16 protein-coding genes and 3 pseudogenes are annotated in these 18,776 nt (G+C 56.4%); 15 read left to right on the top strand and 4 right to left on the bottom strand.

All coding sequences use genetic code 11. The annotated features are described in order from the left end of the window. Positions 1 to 21: 21 nt before the first annotated feature. Positions 22 to 2,424, top strand: a complete 2,403-nt coding sequence (locus AB4P97_RS09765) for a TonB-dependent siderophore receptor (RefSeq protein WP_395602558.1) — start codon at positions 22 to 24, stop codon at positions 2,422 to 2,424. A 147-nt stretch (positions 2,425 to 2,571) separates the two neighbouring features. On the opposite strand, the gene AB4P97_RS09760 is transcribed toward AB4P97_RS09765, so the two are convergent. Then, the gene (locus AB4P97_RS09760) at positions 2,572 to 3,468 is read right to left on the bottom strand and encodes a LysR family transcriptional regulator (protein WP_230679682.1); all 897 of its coding nucleotides are present in this window, start codon (positions 3,466 to 3,468) and stop codon (positions 2,572 to 2,574) included. Positions 3,469 to 3,643: 175 nt separating this feature from the next. On the opposite strand from AB4P97_RS09760, the gene AB4P97_RS09755 reads away from it, so the two are divergent. The 4 genes from AB4P97_RS09755 to AB4P97_RS09740 are packed head-to-tail and all read left to right on the top strand — an operon-like array spanning position 3,644 to position 6,672. Next, positions 3,644 to 4,021 (top strand): hypothetical protein, encoded by a 378-nt coding sequence (locus AB4P97_RS09755; protein WP_042559156.1) that lies wholly within the window; start codon positions 3,644 to 3,646, stop codon positions 4,019 to 4,021. Continuing rightward, entirely contained in the window at positions 3,946 to 5,067 is a 1,122-nt protein-coding gene (locus AB4P97_RS09750) for an ABC transporter substrate-binding protein (RefSeq protein ID WP_273878350.1), read from the top strand. The genes AB4P97_RS09755 and AB4P97_RS09750 overlap by 76 nt, the downstream gene beginning before the upstream one ends. Continuing rightward, positions 5,067 to 5,879, top strand: a complete 813-nt coding sequence (locus AB4P97_RS09745; RefSeq protein ID WP_220182562.1) for an ABC transporter permease — start codon at positions 5,067 to 5,069, stop codon at positions 5,877 to 5,879. Before AB4P97_RS09750 ends, AB4P97_RS09745 begins: the two co-directional genes overlap by 1 nt. A 1-nt stretch (position 5,880) precedes the next feature. Next, positions 5,881 to 6,672, top strand: a complete 792-nt coding sequence (locus AB4P97_RS09740; RefSeq protein ID WP_395602557.1) for an ABC transporter ATP-binding protein — start codon at positions 5,881 to 5,883, stop codon at positions 6,670 to 6,672. A gap of 189 nt (positions 6,673 to 6,861) precedes the next feature. Here the strand turns inward: AB4P97_RS09740 and AB4P97_RS09735 are convergent, their stop codons facing one another. Continuing rightward, positions 6,862 to 7,782 carry a LysR family transcriptional regulator gene (locus AB4P97_RS09735; protein WP_042559159.1) on the bottom strand — a complete coding sequence of 307 codons (921 nt, stop codon included), beginning with the start codon at positions 7,780 to 7,782 and terminating at the stop codon, positions 6,862 to 6,864. A gap of 225 nt (positions 7,783 to 8,007) precedes the next feature. On the opposite strand from AB4P97_RS09735, the gene AB4P97_RS09730 reads away from it, so the two are divergent. From AB4P97_RS09730 to AB4P97_RS09720, 3 genes are all read left to right on the top strand, one after another. Then, positions 8,008 to 9,048 (top strand): polysaccharide deacetylase family protein, encoded by a 1,041-nt coding sequence (locus AB4P97_RS09730; protein ID WP_042559160.1) that lies wholly within the window; start codon positions 8,008 to 8,010, stop codon positions 9,046 to 9,048. 275 nt (positions 9,049 to 9,323) lie between these two features. Beyond that, positions 9,324 to 10,142 carry a DoxX family protein gene (locus tag AB4P97_RS09725; protein ID WP_395602556.1) on the top strand — a complete coding sequence of 273 codons (819 nt, stop codon included), beginning with the start codon at positions 9,324 to 9,326 and terminating at the stop codon, positions 10,140 to 10,142. A gap of 218 nt (positions 10,143 to 10,360) precedes the next feature. Further along, positions 10,361 to 11,458: an alkene reductase gene (locus AB4P97_RS09720; RefSeq protein ID WP_234451831.1), complete on the top strand. Its 1,098-nt coding sequence runs from the start codon at positions 10,361 to 10,363 to the stop codon at positions 11,456 to 11,458. Between the two features lie 46 nt (positions 11,459 to 11,504). On the opposite strand, the gene AB4P97_RS09715 is transcribed toward AB4P97_RS09720, so the two are convergent. Then, the gene (locus AB4P97_RS09715) at positions 11,505 to 12,389 is read right to left on the bottom strand and encodes a LysR family transcriptional regulator (protein ID WP_395602555.1); all 885 of its coding nucleotides are present in this window, start codon (positions 12,387 to 12,389) and stop codon (positions 11,505 to 11,507) included. A 98-nt stretch (positions 12,390 to 12,487) separates the two neighbouring features. On the opposite strand from AB4P97_RS09715, the gene AB4P97_RS09710 reads away from it, so the two are divergent. The 3 genes and pseudogenes from AB4P97_RS09710 to AB4P97_RS09700 all read left to right on the top strand — a co-directional run. After that, on the top strand, positions 12,488 to 12,874 hold the full coding sequence (locus AB4P97_RS09710) for a VOC family protein (protein WP_115148076.1): 387 nt from the start codon (positions 12,488 to 12,490) through the stop codon (positions 12,872 to 12,874). Positions 12,875 to 12,922: 48 nt separating this feature from the next. Continuing rightward, positions 12,923 to 13,141, top strand: coding sequence for a hypothetical protein (locus AB4P97_RS09705; RefSeq protein ID WP_395602554.1), 219 nt, complete (start codon positions 12,923 to 12,925; stop codon positions 13,139 to 13,141). Beyond that, positions 13,110 to 13,271, top strand: a pseudogene (locus tag AB4P97_RS09700) (IS21 family transposase); the annotation flags it as partial. The gene AB4P97_RS09705 and the pseudogene AB4P97_RS09700, both read left to right, overlap by 32 nt. A gap of 58 nt (positions 13,272 to 13,329) precedes the next feature. Here AB4P97_RS09700 and AB4P97_RS09695 read toward each other — a convergent pair. Further along, positions 13,330 to 14,220, bottom strand: a complete 891-nt coding sequence (locus AB4P97_RS09695) for a LysR family transcriptional regulator (protein WP_042559165.1) — start codon at positions 14,218 to 14,220, stop codon at positions 13,330 to 13,332. Positions 14,221 to 14,460: 240 nt separating this feature from the next. On the opposite strand from AB4P97_RS09695, the pseudogene AB4P97_RS09690 reads away from it, so the two are divergent. The 4 genes and pseudogenes from AB4P97_RS09690 to AB4P97_RS09675 form a co-directional block, all read left to right on the top strand. Continuing rightward, positions 14,461 to 14,673, top strand: a pseudogene (locus AB4P97_RS09690) (putative quinol monooxygenase); the annotation flags it as partial. 17 nt (positions 14,674 to 14,690) lie between these two features. Continuing rightward, a pseudogene (locus tag AB4P97_RS09685) lies at positions 14,691 to 14,744 on the top strand (hypothetical protein); the annotation flags it as partial. 132 nt (positions 14,745 to 14,876) lie between these two features. Next, the gene (mdeB, locus tag AB4P97_RS09680; protein ID WP_395602553.1) at positions 14,877 to 17,540 is read left to right on the top strand and encodes an alpha-ketoglutarate dehydrogenase; all 2,664 of its coding nucleotides are present in this window, start codon (positions 14,877 to 14,879) and stop codon (positions 17,538 to 17,540) included. A 106-nt stretch (positions 17,541 to 17,646) separates the two neighbouring features. Next, positions 17,647 to 18,732 (top strand): L-dopachrome tautomerase-related protein, encoded by a 1,086-nt coding sequence (locus tag AB4P97_RS09675; protein WP_395602552.1) that lies wholly within the window; start codon positions 17,647 to 17,649, stop codon positions 18,730 to 18,732. The last annotated feature ends 44 nt before the right edge of the window (positions 18,733 to 18,776 follow it).

The raw sequence follows: 18,776 nt of genomic DNA, 5'->3' as shown, positions 1-18,776 counted from the left end.
CAAAATCGAGAGCTTTTTCCAATGCCCGCAGTATTCCCAAGTCGTTTGCGTCCGTTGTTGCAATTGAGTCTGCTGCTGAGCCTGAGTGCCAGCCCCTTGTTGATGTCGACCAGTTGGGCCGATGGCGCAGAGCGCCGCAGCTATCAGGTACCGGCCGGTAATCTGAGCACGGCGTTGACGCGCTTTGCCGGTTTGGCCGGGGTCAATCTGTCGGTAGACCCGGCACTGGTCAGCGGGCGTAACAGCGCAGGGCTGTCCGGCGAATACGGGGTGGAGGAGGGCTTCACTCGCTTGTTGCTGGGCAGTGGTTTGCAGTTGCAGCCAGTGGGCGGCAATGCCTACATCCTGGTTCCGGCGGCGGACGGCAGCAGTCTGGAACTGGCGCCGACCTCGATTCTCGGCGCCACCGGCTCGTCGGATGCCGACGTGTTTGCCGGCGGCCAGGTCGCACGGCGTGGTTCGCAAGGGCTGTTGGGGTCCAAGGACTTCATGGAAACTCCGTTCAGCATGACCACTTATACCAGCGAAGCGGTCAAGAACCAGCAGGCCCGGACCCTGGGGGATCTGATCGCCAGTGATCCTTCGGTGCGCGCGACCAACCCGGCAGGGGGGCGTTACGAGCAATTCACCATCCGCGGCTTCAGTCTGTTCAACAGTGACGTTGCCTATAACGGGCTCTACGGCGTATTGCCAACGTACACGATCGACATGGAAATGGCCGACCGCGTCGACATCATCAAAGGCCCGAGCCAACTGATTAACGGCATTTCGCCTCGGGGCAGTGTTGGCGGCGGGATCAACGTGGTGCCCAAGCATGCTACCGACAAGCCAATTACTTCGTTGACGACCAGTTACGCCTCCAACAATCAACTTGGGGGGGCAGTGGACGTCGGTCGACGTTTCGGCGAGGACAACCAATTCGGCCTGCGTTTCAACGGCGTCAAACAGTCTGGCGACACTGAATGGGATCACCAGCGTATCGATCGCGATATGGCGGTACTTGGCCTGGACTTTCGTGGCGATCGTCTGCGCCTGTCGACCGACATCGGTCATACCGAGCGCGATACTGACGCCCCGCAAGAACGTGTTCAGGTGGCGGCCAACGCGAAGGTTCCAAACGCCAACGACGTGCGAAACAACTACGCGCAGCCCTGGAGCCAGGCGCGAACCAAGGACACCTTTGGCACCGTCAACGGTGAGTTCGATGTCAGCGATTCGGTGTTGGTGTACGGCGGTGTCGGCGCGCGTAAAAGCAACCATGACTTCCTGCGCCATGCCGTTTCCGTCACCAACGACGCTGGCGATTTCAGCGTGCAGCCACGGGATTTCACCCGCGACGAGAACGTTCGTACGGCCACGGCTGGCGTGCGTAACTGGTTCCATACCGGCCCGGTCAGCCATGAGGTCAACCTGGCCGCCAGCTATTTCTACATGGACTTCGAAAACGGCGGCGCCCGCTATGCGGCAGGACGCAGCAACCTTTACGACCCGGTGACAACTGCCAAGCCCGGCACACCGACGCGTCAAGATGCCAAGGTCTATACCGAAAACCGCTTCAGCGGCGTGGCGTTGTCCGACACGCTGGGCTTCTTTGATGATCGCCTGTTGCTGACCCTCGGCGCGCGCTGGCAGCGGGTCAAGGTCGACGACTGGAGCGACGATGTGAAGGGCGACACCGCTTACGACGAGGAAAAGATTTCGCCTTCGGGGGGCATTCTGTTCAAGGCCACCGACAAATTGTCGCTGTACGCCAATTACATGGAAGGCCTGAGTCAGGGCAAGATCGCGCCTTCGACCTCGGTGAACGAGGATGAAATCTTCCCGCCGTTCATCAGCCGCCAGGTCGAGGTCGGCGCTAAATACGACGCCGGCGCTTACGCCTTGACCGCTGCGGTGTTCCGGATCAAACAGCCAGCCTACGAAACCAACGCCACGACGCGGGTGTTCGGCCCGAACGGCAAACGGCAGAACAATGGGGTGGAGCTGAGTATGTTCGGTGAGCCGCTGAAAGGTTTCCGGCTGCTCGGCGGTGTGATGTATGTCGACAGCGAATTGACCCACACCACCAACGGCACTTTCGATGGCAACCGCGCGCCGGCCACGCCGAAATACAACGTCAACCTGGGGGCCGAATGGGACGTGCCGACTGTGCAGGGGTTGACGCTGACCGGGCGCGGAATCTATTCCAGCTCGCAGTATCTGGATCAGTCCAACGAGAAGGAAATCGACTCCTGGGAGCGCTTCGACGTAGGCACGCGTTACGCGTTCAAAGTCGATGACAAAAACATTACCCTGCGTGCCAACATCGAGAACGTGATGGATAAACGCTATTGGAGTTCGGCGGGCGCTTCGGACGACAGCGAGCCGGGTTTGACGCTGTCGACGCCGCGGACTTATCTGTTGTCAGCGACAGTCGATTTTTGACGGTGAGGTGGGAAGGGCGGCGGTATCATTTTGTTGATAACGTCGCCAAACGTCTTTAAGTGCTGTCGATGTGACGTTAACTGCACTCAGCGTGCACTCAAAGTTGACGGGCGGGCGGTTTAGAACTATTTCAAGGGCAGATCCGCCTCACACGTCGCGAAGAACAAATGCCGCTGGCAATGGTGGAACTCCTTCGCGCAATGCTTCCCACAAATGCAAGGAGGCGCTGGTGTGATAACGCTTTCGGGAACGAATCAGGTATGCAGAGCGATGCAAGCCGGGTGCAGAAATCGGGCGAGCCCCATCAAGCATGTTCAAGCTGAGCGCCGCCATGGTGTTCATGACAGCGGTCACATTGTTGTAGCGCGTAGCCTCTGCCAAATCAGACAAAACATCTGACTCAAGATAAACGCACGGCTTAAGTCGGGCCTTGGCAAAGGCTGCGTCTAGTTGCCGTCGCATCATGTACTCGCTGGGCAGCAACGCTAATTTAACTTGGGCAAGCGTTACCAAATCGATGCTTTCTCCGTTGTGCGGCGCGTTGCTAATCGCCACAAACTGCTCCTGGAAGCACTTCGTAATCTCCAGGTCCGCGGAAGGTTCAGGATCAAATGTCACCGCCAGTTCGAAATCTCCGCGCAGGACACCATCGGTCAATGCCTGCGCGCTACGCCGGCGTAGAGATACGGACAACGCAGGCCATTGCTCTTGCGCCCGGCGGACAACCGGTAAAACCCAACATTCGCCATAGGATTGTACGAGCCCTATGCGCACCAGCCCGCCAACCTCTTGCGAGCGATCGCTGATGCTGCGCAATGCCGCCTGGAGATCGCCAAGGCAAGCTGAAATCTGCAGATGAAGTTGATTGGCCGGTTGTGTCGGTCTGGCGCGCCCCCCACTGCGATCAAATAGCCTGAGCCCGAGCGTCATCTCCAGAGCGGCAATTTGTTCAGACAAGGCAGGTTGCGAAATCGAACATGATTTCGCGGCTTCGTTAAAGCTGCTGCATTCCATCGCTGCGCTGAAATAGCGCAATTGGCGCAACGAAATGACTTCAAGAGGGTCGCGATTTTTAATAGGTTTTTCCGATGTTTTTTAAAGAAAAAAGTGAATTTACCTTGGCAAATCCTATTGGGGATACTGGTGACCGTCAAATGTGGTGGTAGCCAGCTTTTCCACCGCAGTCTTTTTTCTCCTCTCCTGGCCAAACGGGTCTGCCATGCCACATATCAAAATTGAAGCAAGCGCTGGGATTATCGATGTCATCGACTGGGCAAATATCCTGAACAAGCTGCACACCGGGCTGGCCAATGAAGGCTGGGCCAGGCTGTCAGATCTTAAATCCCGCATCCACCCCTGTACCGCGGCTGTTTCAGCTGATGATCCGAGCGCCCAACAAGTTATCGCGACGTTGGTTCTGACTAATCCAAGGCCTGCCGAAATGCAGCGAGCGATGATCCAGATGGTTCTGGAGCACCTAGGACAAGCCATTGATGCCACCCACCCGGATCAGTGGGTTCAATGCTGCGTTTTTCTGCAGCCGGTTCCCAAACACGATTACATCAAGCAACAGTGGAACCCTCCGAGTTCAGCGTAACCGAGCAATACCAAAACGATTTGTCAGTCACATTTTCCTTACAACAAGAAGCAGACAAAATGAAAAACTCTATTTTCCGCATTGCACTCTTGCTCGCAGGCAGCCCTCTTTTATTGGCGGCTTCACCCACTCAAGCCCAGGATGTCGTCCGTCTCGGCAATCTCAAACTGGCACATTTCGGGGCCGTCTCGTACATGAAGGACCATTGCAGCAAATACGGTTTGAAGGTTGAAGAGCGGGTTTTTTCTAAAGGTACTGACATGCTTCCGGCGATCATCTCGGGTGACCTCGATATCGCCGCTTTTGGCTCGGAGGCAGCCATTTCCGGGCGCTCTAACGGTGTGCCAATCTTTGCTCTGGCTGGTTTCTCGACCGGAGGCGCGCGCATCATCGCCGGAGCCGACAGTGGCATAAAAAGTATGAAAGACCTTAAAGGCAAGCGTGTCGCCGTAACTCGCGGTACTGCGCTGGAGCTAATGCTCTATGGAGAGCTTGAGCTTGCAGGCCTGACCTGGTCTGACAAACCGGGCAAGGATGTGCAGATAGTTTTCCTCGCTTTTGCCGATCTCAACAATGCCTTGGTCACCAAGCAAATAGACGCTATGAATCAAGCCGAGCCGCAGGCAACACAAGCACTCAGCAAGAACATCGGAATCGAAATCACCAAGCCCTACAACACAGCGATGGGCAGCCCTTCTCGCCTGCTCGTCATGACCGAAAAAATGTACAAGGAAGCCCCCGACGTTGCGCAGCGTGTTGTCACCTGTTTTGTAGAGTCGACCTTACTATTCAACAAAGATATGGCTTTGGCCGACAAATACGTGCGCGAGCAGATGTTCAAGGGACAACTCAGTCCACAGGACTTCAAGGACGCCATGGAAAATGCGCAATACACGTACGACGTTACCCTCGAGCATATCGACATCACCACCGGTTACATGGCCAAGTATGGTGCGGGCAAGATGAGCAAGCCACCGAAGGCGGCCGAGTGGGTCAAGCTTGACTTGCTGCAAAAGGCTAAGGCCGATCTAAAGGTGACGCAATGATGTACAAACTCAAGAGCTTTGCCGAGGGGCTGCTGGTCCCGGTGGTGATATTGATTCTCTGGGAAGCTGGTTCGCGTTTCGGGTTGTTCTCGGCGGTTCTTCTGCCTTCTCCCACTGCAGTCGCAATCAAGTGGTGGGCCTATCTGCTGCCGCTGCAATCGCAGGAACCCAACCAGAGCTATCTCGCCTGGCTATTCTCCGGCGAACTACTGCATGACGCTTACTCCAGCCTCTACCGCGTGATCGTCGGTTTCATCATCGGTGCCGCGCTGGCGTTGCCCGTCGGCCTTCTAATGGGGGCCAGCAACCGCATCTACCAGCTGCTCAACCCGCTGATGCAGATACTGCGGCCGATTCCACCCATTGCTTATATTCCGCTGGCTATCCTCTGGTTCGGGCTGGGCAATCCACCGTCCTTCTTCCTGATTGCCATTGGTGCTTTTTTCCCCGTATTGATGAATACCATTGCCGGTGTCCGTCAGGTCGATGGAATCTACCTGCGCGCTGCACGTAATCTGGGGGTTAATCAGTGGACGATGTTTAGCCGCATCATCCTGCCAGCCGCGACACCCTACATCCTGGCGGGTGTGCGCATCGGTATCGGCACCGCGTTTATCGTCGTGATCGTTTCCGAAATGATTGCGGTCAACGATGGCCTGGGCTTCAGGATTCTTGAGGCTCGGGAGTTCATGTGGTCGGACAAAATCATCGCAGGCATGATCACCATCGGCATGCTCGGACTCCTTATCGATACCGCTGTCAGTCGACTAAATAACCATTTGCTGCGCTGGCATCGCGGCCTGGAGCAATAGCATGGCCCAAATCATCATCAACAACGTACAGAAGGTCTTTAAGACGCCGGGCAAGGATGTCATTGCGCTGAAGGATATCAATCTGGAGATCAAGCAGGGGGAGTTCGTTTGTTTGCTGGGCCCTTCGGGCTGTGGCAAGTCAACGCTACTCAACGCCGTGGCTGGCTTTGCGCTGCCTTCGGATGGGGAGATTACCGTCGAGGGCAAGAACATCATCGGGCCTGGCCCGGATCGTGGCATGGTGTTTCAGGAATACGCACTATTCCCGTGGATGAGCATTTCTCAGAATATTGCGTTTGGCCTTGAAGTGCAGAAGAAGTCGAAGTCGGAGATCGATTCGACGGTCAATCAGTTGCTGGCGTTGTTGCACCTCACTGATTTTCGCGACCGTTTTCCAAAAGATTTGTCCGGTGGCATGCGCCAGCGCGTAGCCATTGCCCGTGTGTTGGCGCTCGATTCGCCAATCATGCTGATGGATGAACCCTTCGGTGCTCTCGATGCGCTGACCCGGCGCAATTTGCAGGATGAATTGCTGCGCATCTGGCAGAAGCTAGGCAAGACGATTCTCTTTGTCACCCATTCGATAGAGGAGTCAATCTATCTCGCTGACCGCATTGTTGTGATGACTTACCGCCCAGGTACGGTCAAGCGCGATCACATTGTCCAGATACCCCGCCCGCGTGATCCGGCTTCGCCAGAGTTCAACAAACTGAAACGCGAACTTGGCCTGTTGGTCATGGAGGAGCAGCAGCGCCATTCCAACGATGAAATGAAACTTGCCACGGGCGACTGATAAAAGACCGAGAATGTCGTTCAGAAGCAAAATCTGAACCCCATTCAATCAGTTGCAACACCCAATCGTCACACCGCGCTATGACAAGGTGTGACGATTATCTTTTTGTGTCTTGGCCTCTCGTGTCTTGTTGCCGTCTATCTGGCAATCGAAGGAAAAATTCCGGTCCAACATTTCGATAACGCTGAACTACCAAGCCTCTAGTGTCTGGCTATCCAATTGCGCAACGCGAGAAATAATGTAATCGCGCAAAGTGCGTATCAACGGGGTGATCTGGCGTCGGCTCGGCAGCACCATGAAGAGTGGCGCCGGCTCGGTCGTCCAATGGGTACACAAGGCCTGGAGATGCCCTTGCGCAAGATCCTTGGCCACGTCTAAACGCGCCTTGTAGGCGATACCTTTACCCAGCAGCGCCCAAAGCCGCACGGCGTCGCCGTCGTTGGACACATTCATGCTCCTGACGCGCACGGTAATCTGCGGCTCATCCCCCAAAGAGAAGCGCCATCTGTCACGCACGTTGTCACCTAGCATAAAGCACAGGCAGGCATGGTCGGTCAGTTCGTGGGGGCTTGAGGGCGTGCCATGCCTGGCCAGATAAGCGGGTGAGGCGCAAAGCACACGACGGTGCGTCGGTGCCAGTGCAAGAGCCACAAGGCTGGAGTCTGGAGGTTGACCATAGCGGAATGCCGCATCGACAGGCTCGCTGTACACATTGGCCATGCGATCTGACAGCTGCAGACGGATTTCAACCTGTGGGTGCAGATTTTGGAAGTCGTTGAGCCAAGGCAGCAGCAGGTTACGGCCGAAGTCGGACGATGCAGCGAGCTTGAGAACGCCATGCAGTACCGGATCGCCCACGGCGATTTGCTGCGCGGCTTTGTGCAGTGTCTGTAAGGCCGGACGGCAATCTTCCAGGAAACGTTCGCCGTGTTCTGTCAGACGCAGGCTGCGAGTCGATCGCACGAACAGTTGCACGCCCAGTTCCGCTTCCAGGCGTTTAAGCGCAGCGCTTGCCGCAGCCGGCGTCAGGTCGAGCTTGCGAGCTGTCGCAGACAGACTTCCGGTGTCAACGGTACGTACAAAAATCTCAAGATCCTGTAGGGCTTTCATCGGTAAGCGGGGCGCTCTGCTGGGCACATTCTCAAATATTATTTGAATATACCTTCTCGAAATAGGCTGTTCTTCAAATTATTTTGTTCGTGGATGATCAGCCTTCATCCACGGGATGTCAGGCGCTCAACAACCTGATCCGATTGCTCATTGCCCTGCATGCCGCTTGACGTCTGGCCGTTGTGATCAACGACTCAAACTGAAAGCCAAATCTGAGAGAGACCTATGAAAGCCGATGATCGAGACCAACCTTCTATCCAGACGCCCGATAACCCACAGCGCCGCACTTTTCTCCAGCACGCGGGGGTAGGTGTGGCCGCCCTCGCAGCCACGACTTTAGTCAACCAGGCATCAGCGGCGTCGGTTCCCGTTCTCGAGGACGGCAACAAAGGCAAGGTCGCTGGCAAGCAGGGGAAGTTTTGGCCCGGTGATACGCGCCTGGTAGTTTCAGTGTCGATGCAGTTCGAGGCTGGTGGTCAGCCTGCGAAAGGCACGGACAGCCCGTTCCCTCGTGTGGATTTTCCTGACAGTGTGCCTTCGGATGCTGCCGCGAATACCTGGTTTGCCTACGGCTACCGGGAAGGTATACCGCGAATGCTTGATCTGTGGGACCGGTATGGCGTGAAAGTCACTTGTCACATGATCGGCGAAGCCGCTCAGCGTCACCCGGAGTTGGCCAGGGAAATAGTGAGGCGCGGCCATGAAGCGTCTGGTCACGGGCCGCGCTGGAGCTCTCAATATGCGATGGGGCGAGATGAAGAACGCAAATTTTTACAACAAGCGCGGGACATGGTCGCAGAAGTAACGGGCCAGAGTCCTGCGGGTTACAACTGCAATTGGTTACGGCGCGGCCCAAATACGCTATCACTGCTGCAAGAGTTGGGTTATCTCTATCATATTGACGATCTTAGTCGTGACGAGCCTTTTATTGAGAAGGTGAATAATAAAGACTTTGTGGTAGTTCCGTATACATTGCGTAATAACGATATCCTGTTGGTTGAGGGTCGTAATTATTCACCAAGTCAGTTTTTGGAGCAGATAAAGTTAGACTTTGATCAGTTGTATGAAGAGAGCAGTACTCGCCGCCGGATGATGTCTGTCAGCGCCCATGATCGCATCAGTGGCTCCCCTCAAATGGTTCGTGTATGGGGTGAGTTTCTGAAATATGCTAATAGTCATGCGGGCGTGAAGTTTATGCGTAAGGATGAAATCGCTCGCTACACCCTGGAAAGTCCACTCTCGTACAGAGAGTCAGAAACGATATAGGTTAGATCAGGGTTGCCCACCTTATAGGTTTTGAAGAGATTTAAGTTTCATCCCGATCAAGGATCATGAGAATCCGCGATATTCGACCATAACGCGAATGTTCGATGGGTTCGGTGACCATGAGTTTTACGAGCAGGCTTGCTCCTGCAGAAAGCCAGAACTGATGAACGCCGGGTAATTTTCAAGGACCTTGAAAGGGATGGTTTTAAATGGCCTTCAGTATGCTGTGATTTTATCATTATCCCGATAAATTGCGTGTGAGGCGCTGTATGTCTATGAATATAAAAGTTGTTAATTGGCTGTCATTGTTGACCACTGTCATGGTGGTTGTATTGTCGGTTAGTTCGTTTTTTATCTACTCCATTTCGAGTTGGACGCTAATATCGTTAGTGGGGTTGATCATGTTGTTGGGGTTGTCTTTTTTTTCGCTATGGCAACGTCCATACTCGTTTTTTGCATGGCTCGCTACGATGTTTTCATTGCTTGTAGTCGGTCGTTTATTTTCCACTATGCGCCTCAGCGCCTTGAGTGAAACCGGATCAGCGCTTGATCCGCTACTTCTGGCAGAAACGGGTCCTGGATTACCTTGGGTAACCTGGTCGTGTGTAGGGCTATTTGTCTTGTTGATGCTAAAGCTCTGGAGCATTATTCAGCACGATCGCAGTGTGGCTGGTACAAGTTCAGAGCAATGGGGCATGACCGCAATCAGGGTTTATGTTGGTTTGATGTTCATTGCTCATTTCGCCGGGCATTTGTTCGCTGGACCCCAGGCGTTTGAAGTGTTTCGTAATTACTTCGCAAGTATAGGCCTTCCGTATCCAGCCTATTTTGTGGTGCTGGCCGGGCTAATAGAGTTGGCTGTAGCGTTTGGGCTGGCGTTTGGCTTTCTAACGCGTCTGGCGGCCTTCGGCGGCGCCGTGTACCTGCTGGTGTCCGTTGGAATGGGCGGACACTACGGCGTGGGTTACATATGGGTGTTGCCTACGGGGGGCTGGGAGTTTCCTGCTCTCTGGGCCTTTGTTGTAGGGGTTTTTGCATTCACGGGAGCCGGTCCTGTTTCTGTTGATAATTACCTGCGAACTCCGCGCTACTGATATATGACCGTTAGGGCTCTACAACTTCCACTTTGACCTCTGTTGGCTTTGTTAAGGGGCTGCGATTGCCTGCGCCAAATGCGTCTGCCTACCCAGCAGGCCAATAGCCGTGCGCATTATCCGGATTAACCGGAATATGTTTCCCGAGCTGAGTCGATTATCAAGAAATCCCCTCGTGGATATTCTGTGGTCATTCCCCCACTATTTACCAGGAGACACTGATGTCCACACTTTTCACACCAGGCGTTGTTGGTCAACTTAATACGCCCAACCGTGTAGTCATGGCACCCATGACTCGATCGCGCAGCACCCAGCCTGGCGATGTGCCGAACGCCATGAACGCGTTGTATTACGCGCAGCGTGCGTCGGCTGCGTTCATTGTTACCGAAGCCACGCAGATTTCGCCTCAGGGCAAGGGCTATTCCTTCACACCAGGGATTTACAGTGAAGAACAGGTCGCAGGCTGGCGCTTGGTAACCGATGCAGTGCATGCCGCTGGCGGACGAATTTTCTTGCAGTTGTGGCATGTAGGGCGCATGTCGCACCCTGACTTTCACAATGGCGAATTACCGGTCGCGCCTTCCGCGATTGCGTTTGATGGCAGCATCTGGAAAGTGGATGCCGAATCGGGTGTCGGCAGTATGGCCCCGTGCCCGATACCACGGGCACTGGAGCGCGACGAAATCCACGCCATCGTCGACGATTATCGTAAGGCTGCACGTAATGCCATGACGGCAGGTTTCGACGGTGTCGAAGTGCATGGGGCCAACGGCTACCTGATCGACCAGTTCCTGCGTACCACTTCGAACACGCGTACGGATGAATACGGCGGATCTCGCGAGAACCGCCTGCGCTTTCTCAAGGAAGTCATGGATGCGGTAGTTGATGAAGTGGGGAGCGATCGCACAGCGATACGGATTGCGCCATTTCTTACGGCGCGCGGCATGGCCTGTCCGGACATTCTGCCGACTTTGCTGGAGGCAACCAGCTATTTGCAGGACAAGGGCATTGCGTACCTGCACCTGGTCGAAGCGGACTGGGATGATGCCCCCAAGTTTCCCGAGGACTTCCGCCAAGCCGTGCGCGAGCGCTTTCGCAATGCAATTGTGGTGGCCGGTAAGTACGACCTGGAACTTGCTGAGTGGGTACTGGAAAAAGGCTACGCAGACTTTATCGCCTTCGGACGCAAGTTTGTCGCCAACCCCGATCTGCCTTTGCGGTTGGAGAAGGGTTACCCGTTAGCCGGTCTGGAGGGGGCTGAGTTGTTTGGCGGTACCGAACGAGGTTACTCGGACTTTGCCGCCTGGGCTCAGTAGGGCTGAAAGCTGTACGTCTGATCCAAAAAATCTCCTTGGAGCGCGCTCAGGTCGCCAGCTTCAAGGAGATTTCGTCCATCAGCAGTTTGACCCGGCGCGGTACTGCGTGGCCGGAAGGGTAGACAATCTGCAAATCCACGCCCGGCATGGAGTAGGTCTCCAACACCTCGACCAGTCGGCCTGCGTCCAAGTCATCACGCACATCGATGTAGGACTTGATACAGATGCCGTGACCCGCCTGGCACCACTGGCGCACCTGATCGCCATCATTGGCAATACGCCTGCCTGATACCAGCACCTTGAACGTCCGGCCATCGGCGTAGAACTGCCATTCACGGTGGATGCTGCTGCCAAAGCGCATCAGGATGCACTGCTGCTGCACCAAGTCCGATGGGTGCTGGGGAATGCCGTGGGCCATGAGATAGGCGGGGGATGCACACACGACCCTACGGCCCTCGCTGATTTTTCTGACGCGCAGGGTGCTGTCGGGCAGGGCGCCATATCGAATGGCAAAATCAATGCCTTGCCCCGCCAGATCCAGGTAGCCATCGGTCAGGTTCAGGTCGAGGCTGACGTCGGGATGTTCCTGCAGAAAATCATCGAGGATTGGCACGATGCGGTTGCGCCCCAGGTCGACGGGGGCGCTCAGGCGTATCAGGCCCGAGATCCGCTCGGTGCCCAGTTTGATATTGCTCTCGATGTCTTCAGCCTCTGCGAGCAGGCGTCGGGCGCCCTCCATCAGCATCCGTCCTTCGTCCGTCAGGCTGATCGAGCGTGTGGTACGGGTCAGCAGGGTTGCGCCGTAGTGCCTTTCCAAAGCCCCGAGCCGTTCCGATACAGACGTGGGCGACAGCCCTACCTCGCGGCCTGCCGCCGACAATCCGCCTTTCTCGACAATCAATAAAAACAGCGCAAGGTTCTCGAAGAGCATTATCCGGATTTCCCTGAATATGATTGTGCTTTTGGCTGGATTCTACGCCTTGTGCTTCAACGATATCGTTTCTCCATTCACTCTTGAGGAGCGACATCGTGCATATCGATCACGTCACCCTACGTACCCGCGACCTTCGCGCTACCCGCGACTTCATGATTCAGGTCTTTGATCTGGAGGAGGGCACTCGCCCCCAGGAAATCCGTGGCATACGCGGTCACTGGCTGTACAGCGAGGGCCAACCGTTGGTGCACATCATCGAAGCCCACGGCCAAGGCCTGCTGCGTGCCGCCGAATTTATCGACCACGTGGGGTTTCGGATGGGCGACTACGACGCCTTCAAGGCAAAACTCGAACGCCTTGGCATCGATTACAGAACCATTGATATCCCGACACTGAATGAGCGGCGGATTTTTTTACGCACCCCGGGCGGGCAGTTGTTAGAGACCGTTTTCCCAGGCGCCTCTTCTGAATACAGCTGGTAGTCACTCAACCGTACGCGTGGAGAAACAACGATTACTGATCCAACCAAAATGCCTTTTCAAGTATGGATCCTCACGCTGGCGGCATTCGCCATTGGTACGGCGGAGTTTGTGATCGCCGGTATTCTTGCGCAAGTGGCCGAAAGTCTGGCGATCAGCGAGGGGCAGACAGGATCGTTGATCACAGCCTATGCCTTGGCCATTGTCGTGGGCGGCCCTTTGCTGACCCTGTGGCTAACTCACGGCGTTTGTTCGTGCCCGGCGAGGTGAGCAAGACAAGTCCTCATGCGCTTTTGAACCGCTAACTCTTGCTCTGGGGGAGGCCTTTCGATTCGACTGGAGCGAAGACAGCCTGATGATCGGCGGCCTGTTTCGACGTCTCCAAGTCTTCCACGTGAAACCAGATAATCCGCGATGACGGTGTGTGGCGACATAGGGGAGGGCGCCGCAGGCACGGTTCAGATGCGTTCAAACTGGCTGAATTGGCTACTCAACCATGCGTAGAGTTGAGACACGGCTGGTGATATCTGCTTGCGGTGCGGGCATACCAAGCTTAATGGCGAAGACTCGCCAGGGTAGTCTGGGAGCAGAAGGACGAGTCGTCCTTGCGCCACATCCGCACTCACATCCAGCCATGACTTGTAGGCGATGCCTTCGCCGGCCAATGCCCAGCGCCGCACCACGTCGGCATCGTCACTGAATAGCGGACCTGAAACTTGGACGGTGTGTGAACCCAGGCACCATTTGTCGTAGACACGACCGTTTTGCAGGTATAGCAAGCAGGAGTGCTGGTTGAGGTCATCGGGGGTTTGCGGACAGCCATGACGCGCGACATAGTCTTTTGAAGCCACCAGCACTTTGCGATTCCAGGGTGCCAGCGGCAGGGCAACGTAGCTGGCATCTTCATTCAAACCGTAGCGAATGGCGACGTCTACCGGGTCGCGAAACAGGTCGGAAACCTGATCGGACAGGAAAAACCGCAAGCTGAGCTGGGGATTCTGTTTGCGAAATGCCGAGAGCCAGGGCAGCAGCAGGTTACGTCCCAGGTCGGACGGCGCAGCCACTTGCAGCACTCCCCTGAGGCGCGCGTGCTCGCCACGCAGGTTTTCGTGCCCCTGTTTGAGGGTCTCCAGTACCGCTTGCGCGGTAGGCAGGTACTGCTCGCCTTCGGCGGTCAAGCGAATGCTGCGGGTGGTGCGCGCAAACAAGCGTACATCCAGTTCGCGCTCCAGACGCTTGATGGAGGCTGCGACCTGACCCGGCAACAAATCTGCCTCCAGCGCGGCGGCCGTGAAGCTCCCCAACGCAGCGCTTCGCACGAACAAACCCAGGTCATCGATACGGATCATTTTCATTCCTGAGGTGAAAGTGTTGGCGGATTCTGCAGGTTTTTCTCCGCCGTTGGGAAGGTGAAGATGATCGCGCGCATCGTGCGTCAGCCCTCAAGACCGCGAGTTTCCATGACAGCCACCCGTTTTGCCCAGCACGGTTTGCCCATTGAAGCCAACAAGCGCTGCAAGTTCGAAGGGCTCCGAGTCACGGTTGCGGCAACTTCATGCCGTGGCACTGCCGTCTTTATTGGTATTTGAATGATCTTAATGTGGGGAGAATCGAAGATGAATGCGTCCAGGAATGTGTTGGTATCAATTGCCGTGCTTAAAGCTAAGGCCGAACAACAACAGGCCCTGAAGGAGGCGTTGTTGGCATTGGTTGAGCCGACACGCGCCGAGCCGGGGAACCTTGACTACGTATTGTTTGAGCTGCGCGATCAGCGCGGCACTTTTTACATGCGCGAAGCCTTTGAGGATCAAGCCGCACTCGATGCTCACTTTGCCATGCCGTACTTCCAGCACTTCGCCGCCATCGCCGATGACCTGCTCGAGGAGCCCCTGCAACTGATCTTTCTTGAGCAAGTATCGAACTAGGAATTTTCAATCGCTCATTAAAGCTGCCCGACACGTTTTGCTGGATGGGCAGCACTTGCAGTCTGTCGGAGTGCTCCACCATGAAAGATTCCGCGCAACGGCCACAGCGTGTGGCGCCCGTGCCTGAAGATGTTGATGTCATTGAAACCAACGAGTGGCTTGAGGCCCTGGTAGGGGTGGCGAGGGTCGCAGGCAAGTCGCGTGTCAGGTTTTTGCTGCAACGCCTGGCCGAGCAGGCCAGCCGCCTGGGTGTTAAGACAGCCAGCAGTGCGTACTCGCTGTACCAAAACACGATTGCGCTGGAGCATCAGCCGATTTATCCCGGTGACCTTGTGATGGAGGAACGCATTACCTCGATCATCCGCTGGAACGCCCTGGCCATGGTCGCCAAGGCAAACAAAGCCTATGGCGAGCTGGGTGGACACATCGCCAGTTATGCGTCGGCTGCGGAAATTTTCGAAGTAGGCTTCAATCACTTCTTTCGTGCCGACAGCGAGGAGGGTCGAGGCGATCTGGTGTACTTCCAGGCGCATTCGGCTCCGGGCGTCTATGCGCGGGCATTTCTTGAGGGGCGGCTGCAAGAGAGCCACCTTGAGCGTTATCGACAGGAGGTGCAAGGCGGCGGCCTGTGTTCCTATCCGCACCCCTGGCTGATGCCTGATTTCTGGCAGTTTCCTACCGGCTCCATGGGCATTGGCCCGATCAATGCTATTTACCAAGCGCGGTTCCTGCGCTACTTGCAACACCGTGGGATTGCCGAGACTGAGGGGAGGCATGTCTGGGGGGTATTTGGCGACGGCGAGATGGATGAGCCGGAGTCGATTGCCGCGCTTTCGTTGGCGGCCCGAGAGAGCCTGGACAATGTCACCTTTGTAATCAACTGCAATTTGCAGCGCCTGGACGGCCCTGTTCGGGGTAACGGGCAAATTGTCCAGGAACTGGAATCTCTGTTCAGTGGCGCAGGATGGAACGTGATCAAGGTCTTGTGGGGCTCTGGCTGGGATGAGTTGTTTGCCCGTGATGAAGGCCAGGCGCTGTTGCGTCATTTTGCCCAGATGGTGGACGGTCAGTATCAGACCCTGGGCGCTAATGACGGGGCTTACAACCAGGCGCACTTTTTCGACCAGGATCCACAGTTGCAGGCCCTGGTTGCGCACTTGAGCCCCGAACAGATCGACGCGTTGCGTCGGGGCGGGCATGACTTTCGTAAATTGCACGCCGCGTTCGATGCCGCCAGGCGGCACGAGGGCAGGCCGACCGTGGTGCTGGCGAAAACCAAGAAAGGCTTTGGCATGGGCCAGATCGGTGAATCTCGCAATACCTCGCACCAACAGAAAAAGCTCGATGTCGAGGTGCTCAAGGCGTTTCGTGATCGCTTTGCTTTGCCGCTCGATGATGAAGCGGTGGAGCACATGCGCTTTTATCGGCCGTCGGATGACAGCCCTGAGTTGCGCTACCTGCAGCGCCAACGACAGGCGCTGGGCGGCTATCTGCCCAAGCGCAATAGCCAGGCCGCGTCCATTCCCGTGCCCTCGCTGGCCAGCTATGGAAGTTTTGCGCTGACCAGCGAAGATCGAGAAATCTCCACCACCATGGCAGTGGTGCGCCTGTTTACCAACCTGATCAAGGACAAGCAGTTGGGGCCACGCATTGTCCCGATTGTCGCGGACGAGGCCCGTACGTTCGGCATGGCCAACCTGTTCCGCCAGATCGGGATCTACTCGGCAGTCGGGCAGTTGTACGAGCCGGAGGATGCTGGTGCGCTGCTGTACTACAAGGAGTCGACTGACGGACAGTTGCTCGAAGAAGGCATCACCGAGGCGGGGGCCATTTCCTCCTGGATCGCGGCGGCCACCTCTTACAGCGTCAATGGCGAGCCGATGTTGCCGTTCTACATCTACTACTCGATGTTCGGCTTCCAGCGCATCGGTGATCTGATCTGGGCGGCGGCTGATCAGCGGGCCAGGGGATTTCTCATCGGCGCCACCTCGGGGCGTACCACCCTGGCCGGTGAAGGGCTGCAACATCAGGACGGCTCTAGCCAATTGATGGCTGCCACCGTACCCAACTGCCGTGCCTATGACCCGGCGTTCGCCAGCGAAGCAGCGGTAATTATCGACCATGGCAGCCGCCGCATGCTGGAGCAGCAGCAGGACGAGTTCTATTACCTGACGGTGACCAACGAGAACTATGTCCAGTCCTCACTTGAGCCGGACCAGTACGAGGATGTGATTCGTGGCATGCGTCTGTACTGCCGGCAGGGCGAGAAGGCGTCAGCGGTGCGCTTGCTGGGGTGCGGGGCGATCTTGCGCGAAGTGATCGCGGCGGCCCGCCTGCTTGAAGAAGAGTGGCAAGTCAGTAGCGAAGTCTGGAGTGTCACCAGCTTTTCCGAATTGGCCCGTGAGGCCCGGGAAGTGCAACGCCAACAACTATTTGGCGGCGACGTCGAGCAACAGAGTCACCTCCACCGCTGTCTGCCCGGCAGTACGCCGATCGTGGCGGCCAGCGACTATGTACGGGGTTACGTGCAACTGGTGGCACCTTATTTACAGGCGCCCTATATCGCCCTGGGAACCGATGGTTTTGGGCGTAGCGACACGCGCTCGGCCTTGCGCAGTTTTTTTGAAGTAGACCGCTTTCATATCGTGCTGGCGGCCCTTGCCATGGTCGACCCGCAAGCCCATGCACGGGCACGTGTCCAGTATGGCGTGGATGCAACGTCACCCGCCCCTTGGAATTGTTGAATGGACGCTGCCCGGCTGCGGGCGGCGCTTTTCATCTGGTCACTCACTCTTCAACCCTTATCGGGAGAATAAACATGGCACTGCATTTCCTTTCTGAGGTTCAACAATGAGCAGCGTAGATCCTTGGTGGTGCGGGCTGGCAATGGCCTTGGCGCTAACCGGCTGTACAAGCCAGCAAAGCAGTCCTGCAGCCCTTGAAGCAGCATTGCAAAGCCGTGAGAAAATCTGGAACGCTGTGGCTCACCTTGAAGGTCAAACCTATGTCGCCGGCCCTCGCTGGACAGCAGGCAGGGGACCACAGTTGAGTATTGTCGATGAGCAGGGACGGCGAGCGGCTTACCCGGATTCGGCATGGAACGCCTGGGCACCGGCAAAGGATGCACGCCAAGCGTTTGTCAACATCAATGCCCTGCGTCTTGAAGAGACCACGCTGTGGGTGGTGGACACCGGCGCTGCCGAGTTTGGTGGTAACCCGATACCTGATGGGGCCAAGCTCGTCGCCATTGACCTGAATGAAAAACGCGTGAAGCGCACTTATCTCTTTTCCGCTGAGGTCGCCCGGCCAGGTAGCTACATCGATGATGTGCGGTTCCAGGGCAATTATGCCTTCCTGACCGATGCGGGAAACGCGGGGATTATCGTTCTGGATCTCCTCAGTGGCAGTGCCCGGCGCGTACTGGATGGGCATCCGTCCGTCACCGCCACGAATGACAGAGACATTGTGCTCAGCGGCCAAACGGTCAAGGCACCAGGCGGCAGCGCGCTACGCGTGAATGCCGACCCGCTGGAAGTCAGCCCGGATGGACAATGGTTATATTACGGCCCCCTGCAGGGGCCATGGTCCAAAGTGCGCATCAGCGACCTGACGGCGCCTGACTTGACGCCCGCGCAACTCGCCAGCCGCGTCGAGCCTTTTGCCGATCTGCCACCGACCGGCGGCACCGTGATGGATGCCAAAGGCAATCTTTACTTCTCGGACTTGGCCCATGACGCGATACGGGTCCGGCGGCCCGATGGGCATGTTGAGACGCTGATCGTCGATCCCCGCCTGCATTGGGTAGACGCACCTTTCCTTGATCGTGACGGCATGCTCTGGTTGCCAGCAGCACAAATGGATCGGGTCAGTTTGTTCAATGACGGTACTTCACGCGTCCAGTGGCCGATGACAATCTTCGTGCTCCCCACGCGTTGAGCCTGACTGCAAAGCCCCCAACCTGGTTGACAGGATGGGGGCTT

The sequence above is a fragment of the Pseudomonas sp. A1230 genome, from assembly GCF_044218825.1.
In the GTDB taxonomy this organism is placed as follows: domain Bacteria; phylum Pseudomonadota; class Gammaproteobacteria; order Pseudomonadales; family Pseudomonadaceae; genus Aquipseudomonas; species Aquipseudomonas iridis.
Note: the sequence above shows the minus strand (reverse complement) of the source record. Positions and strands in the feature narration are given on the sequence as shown.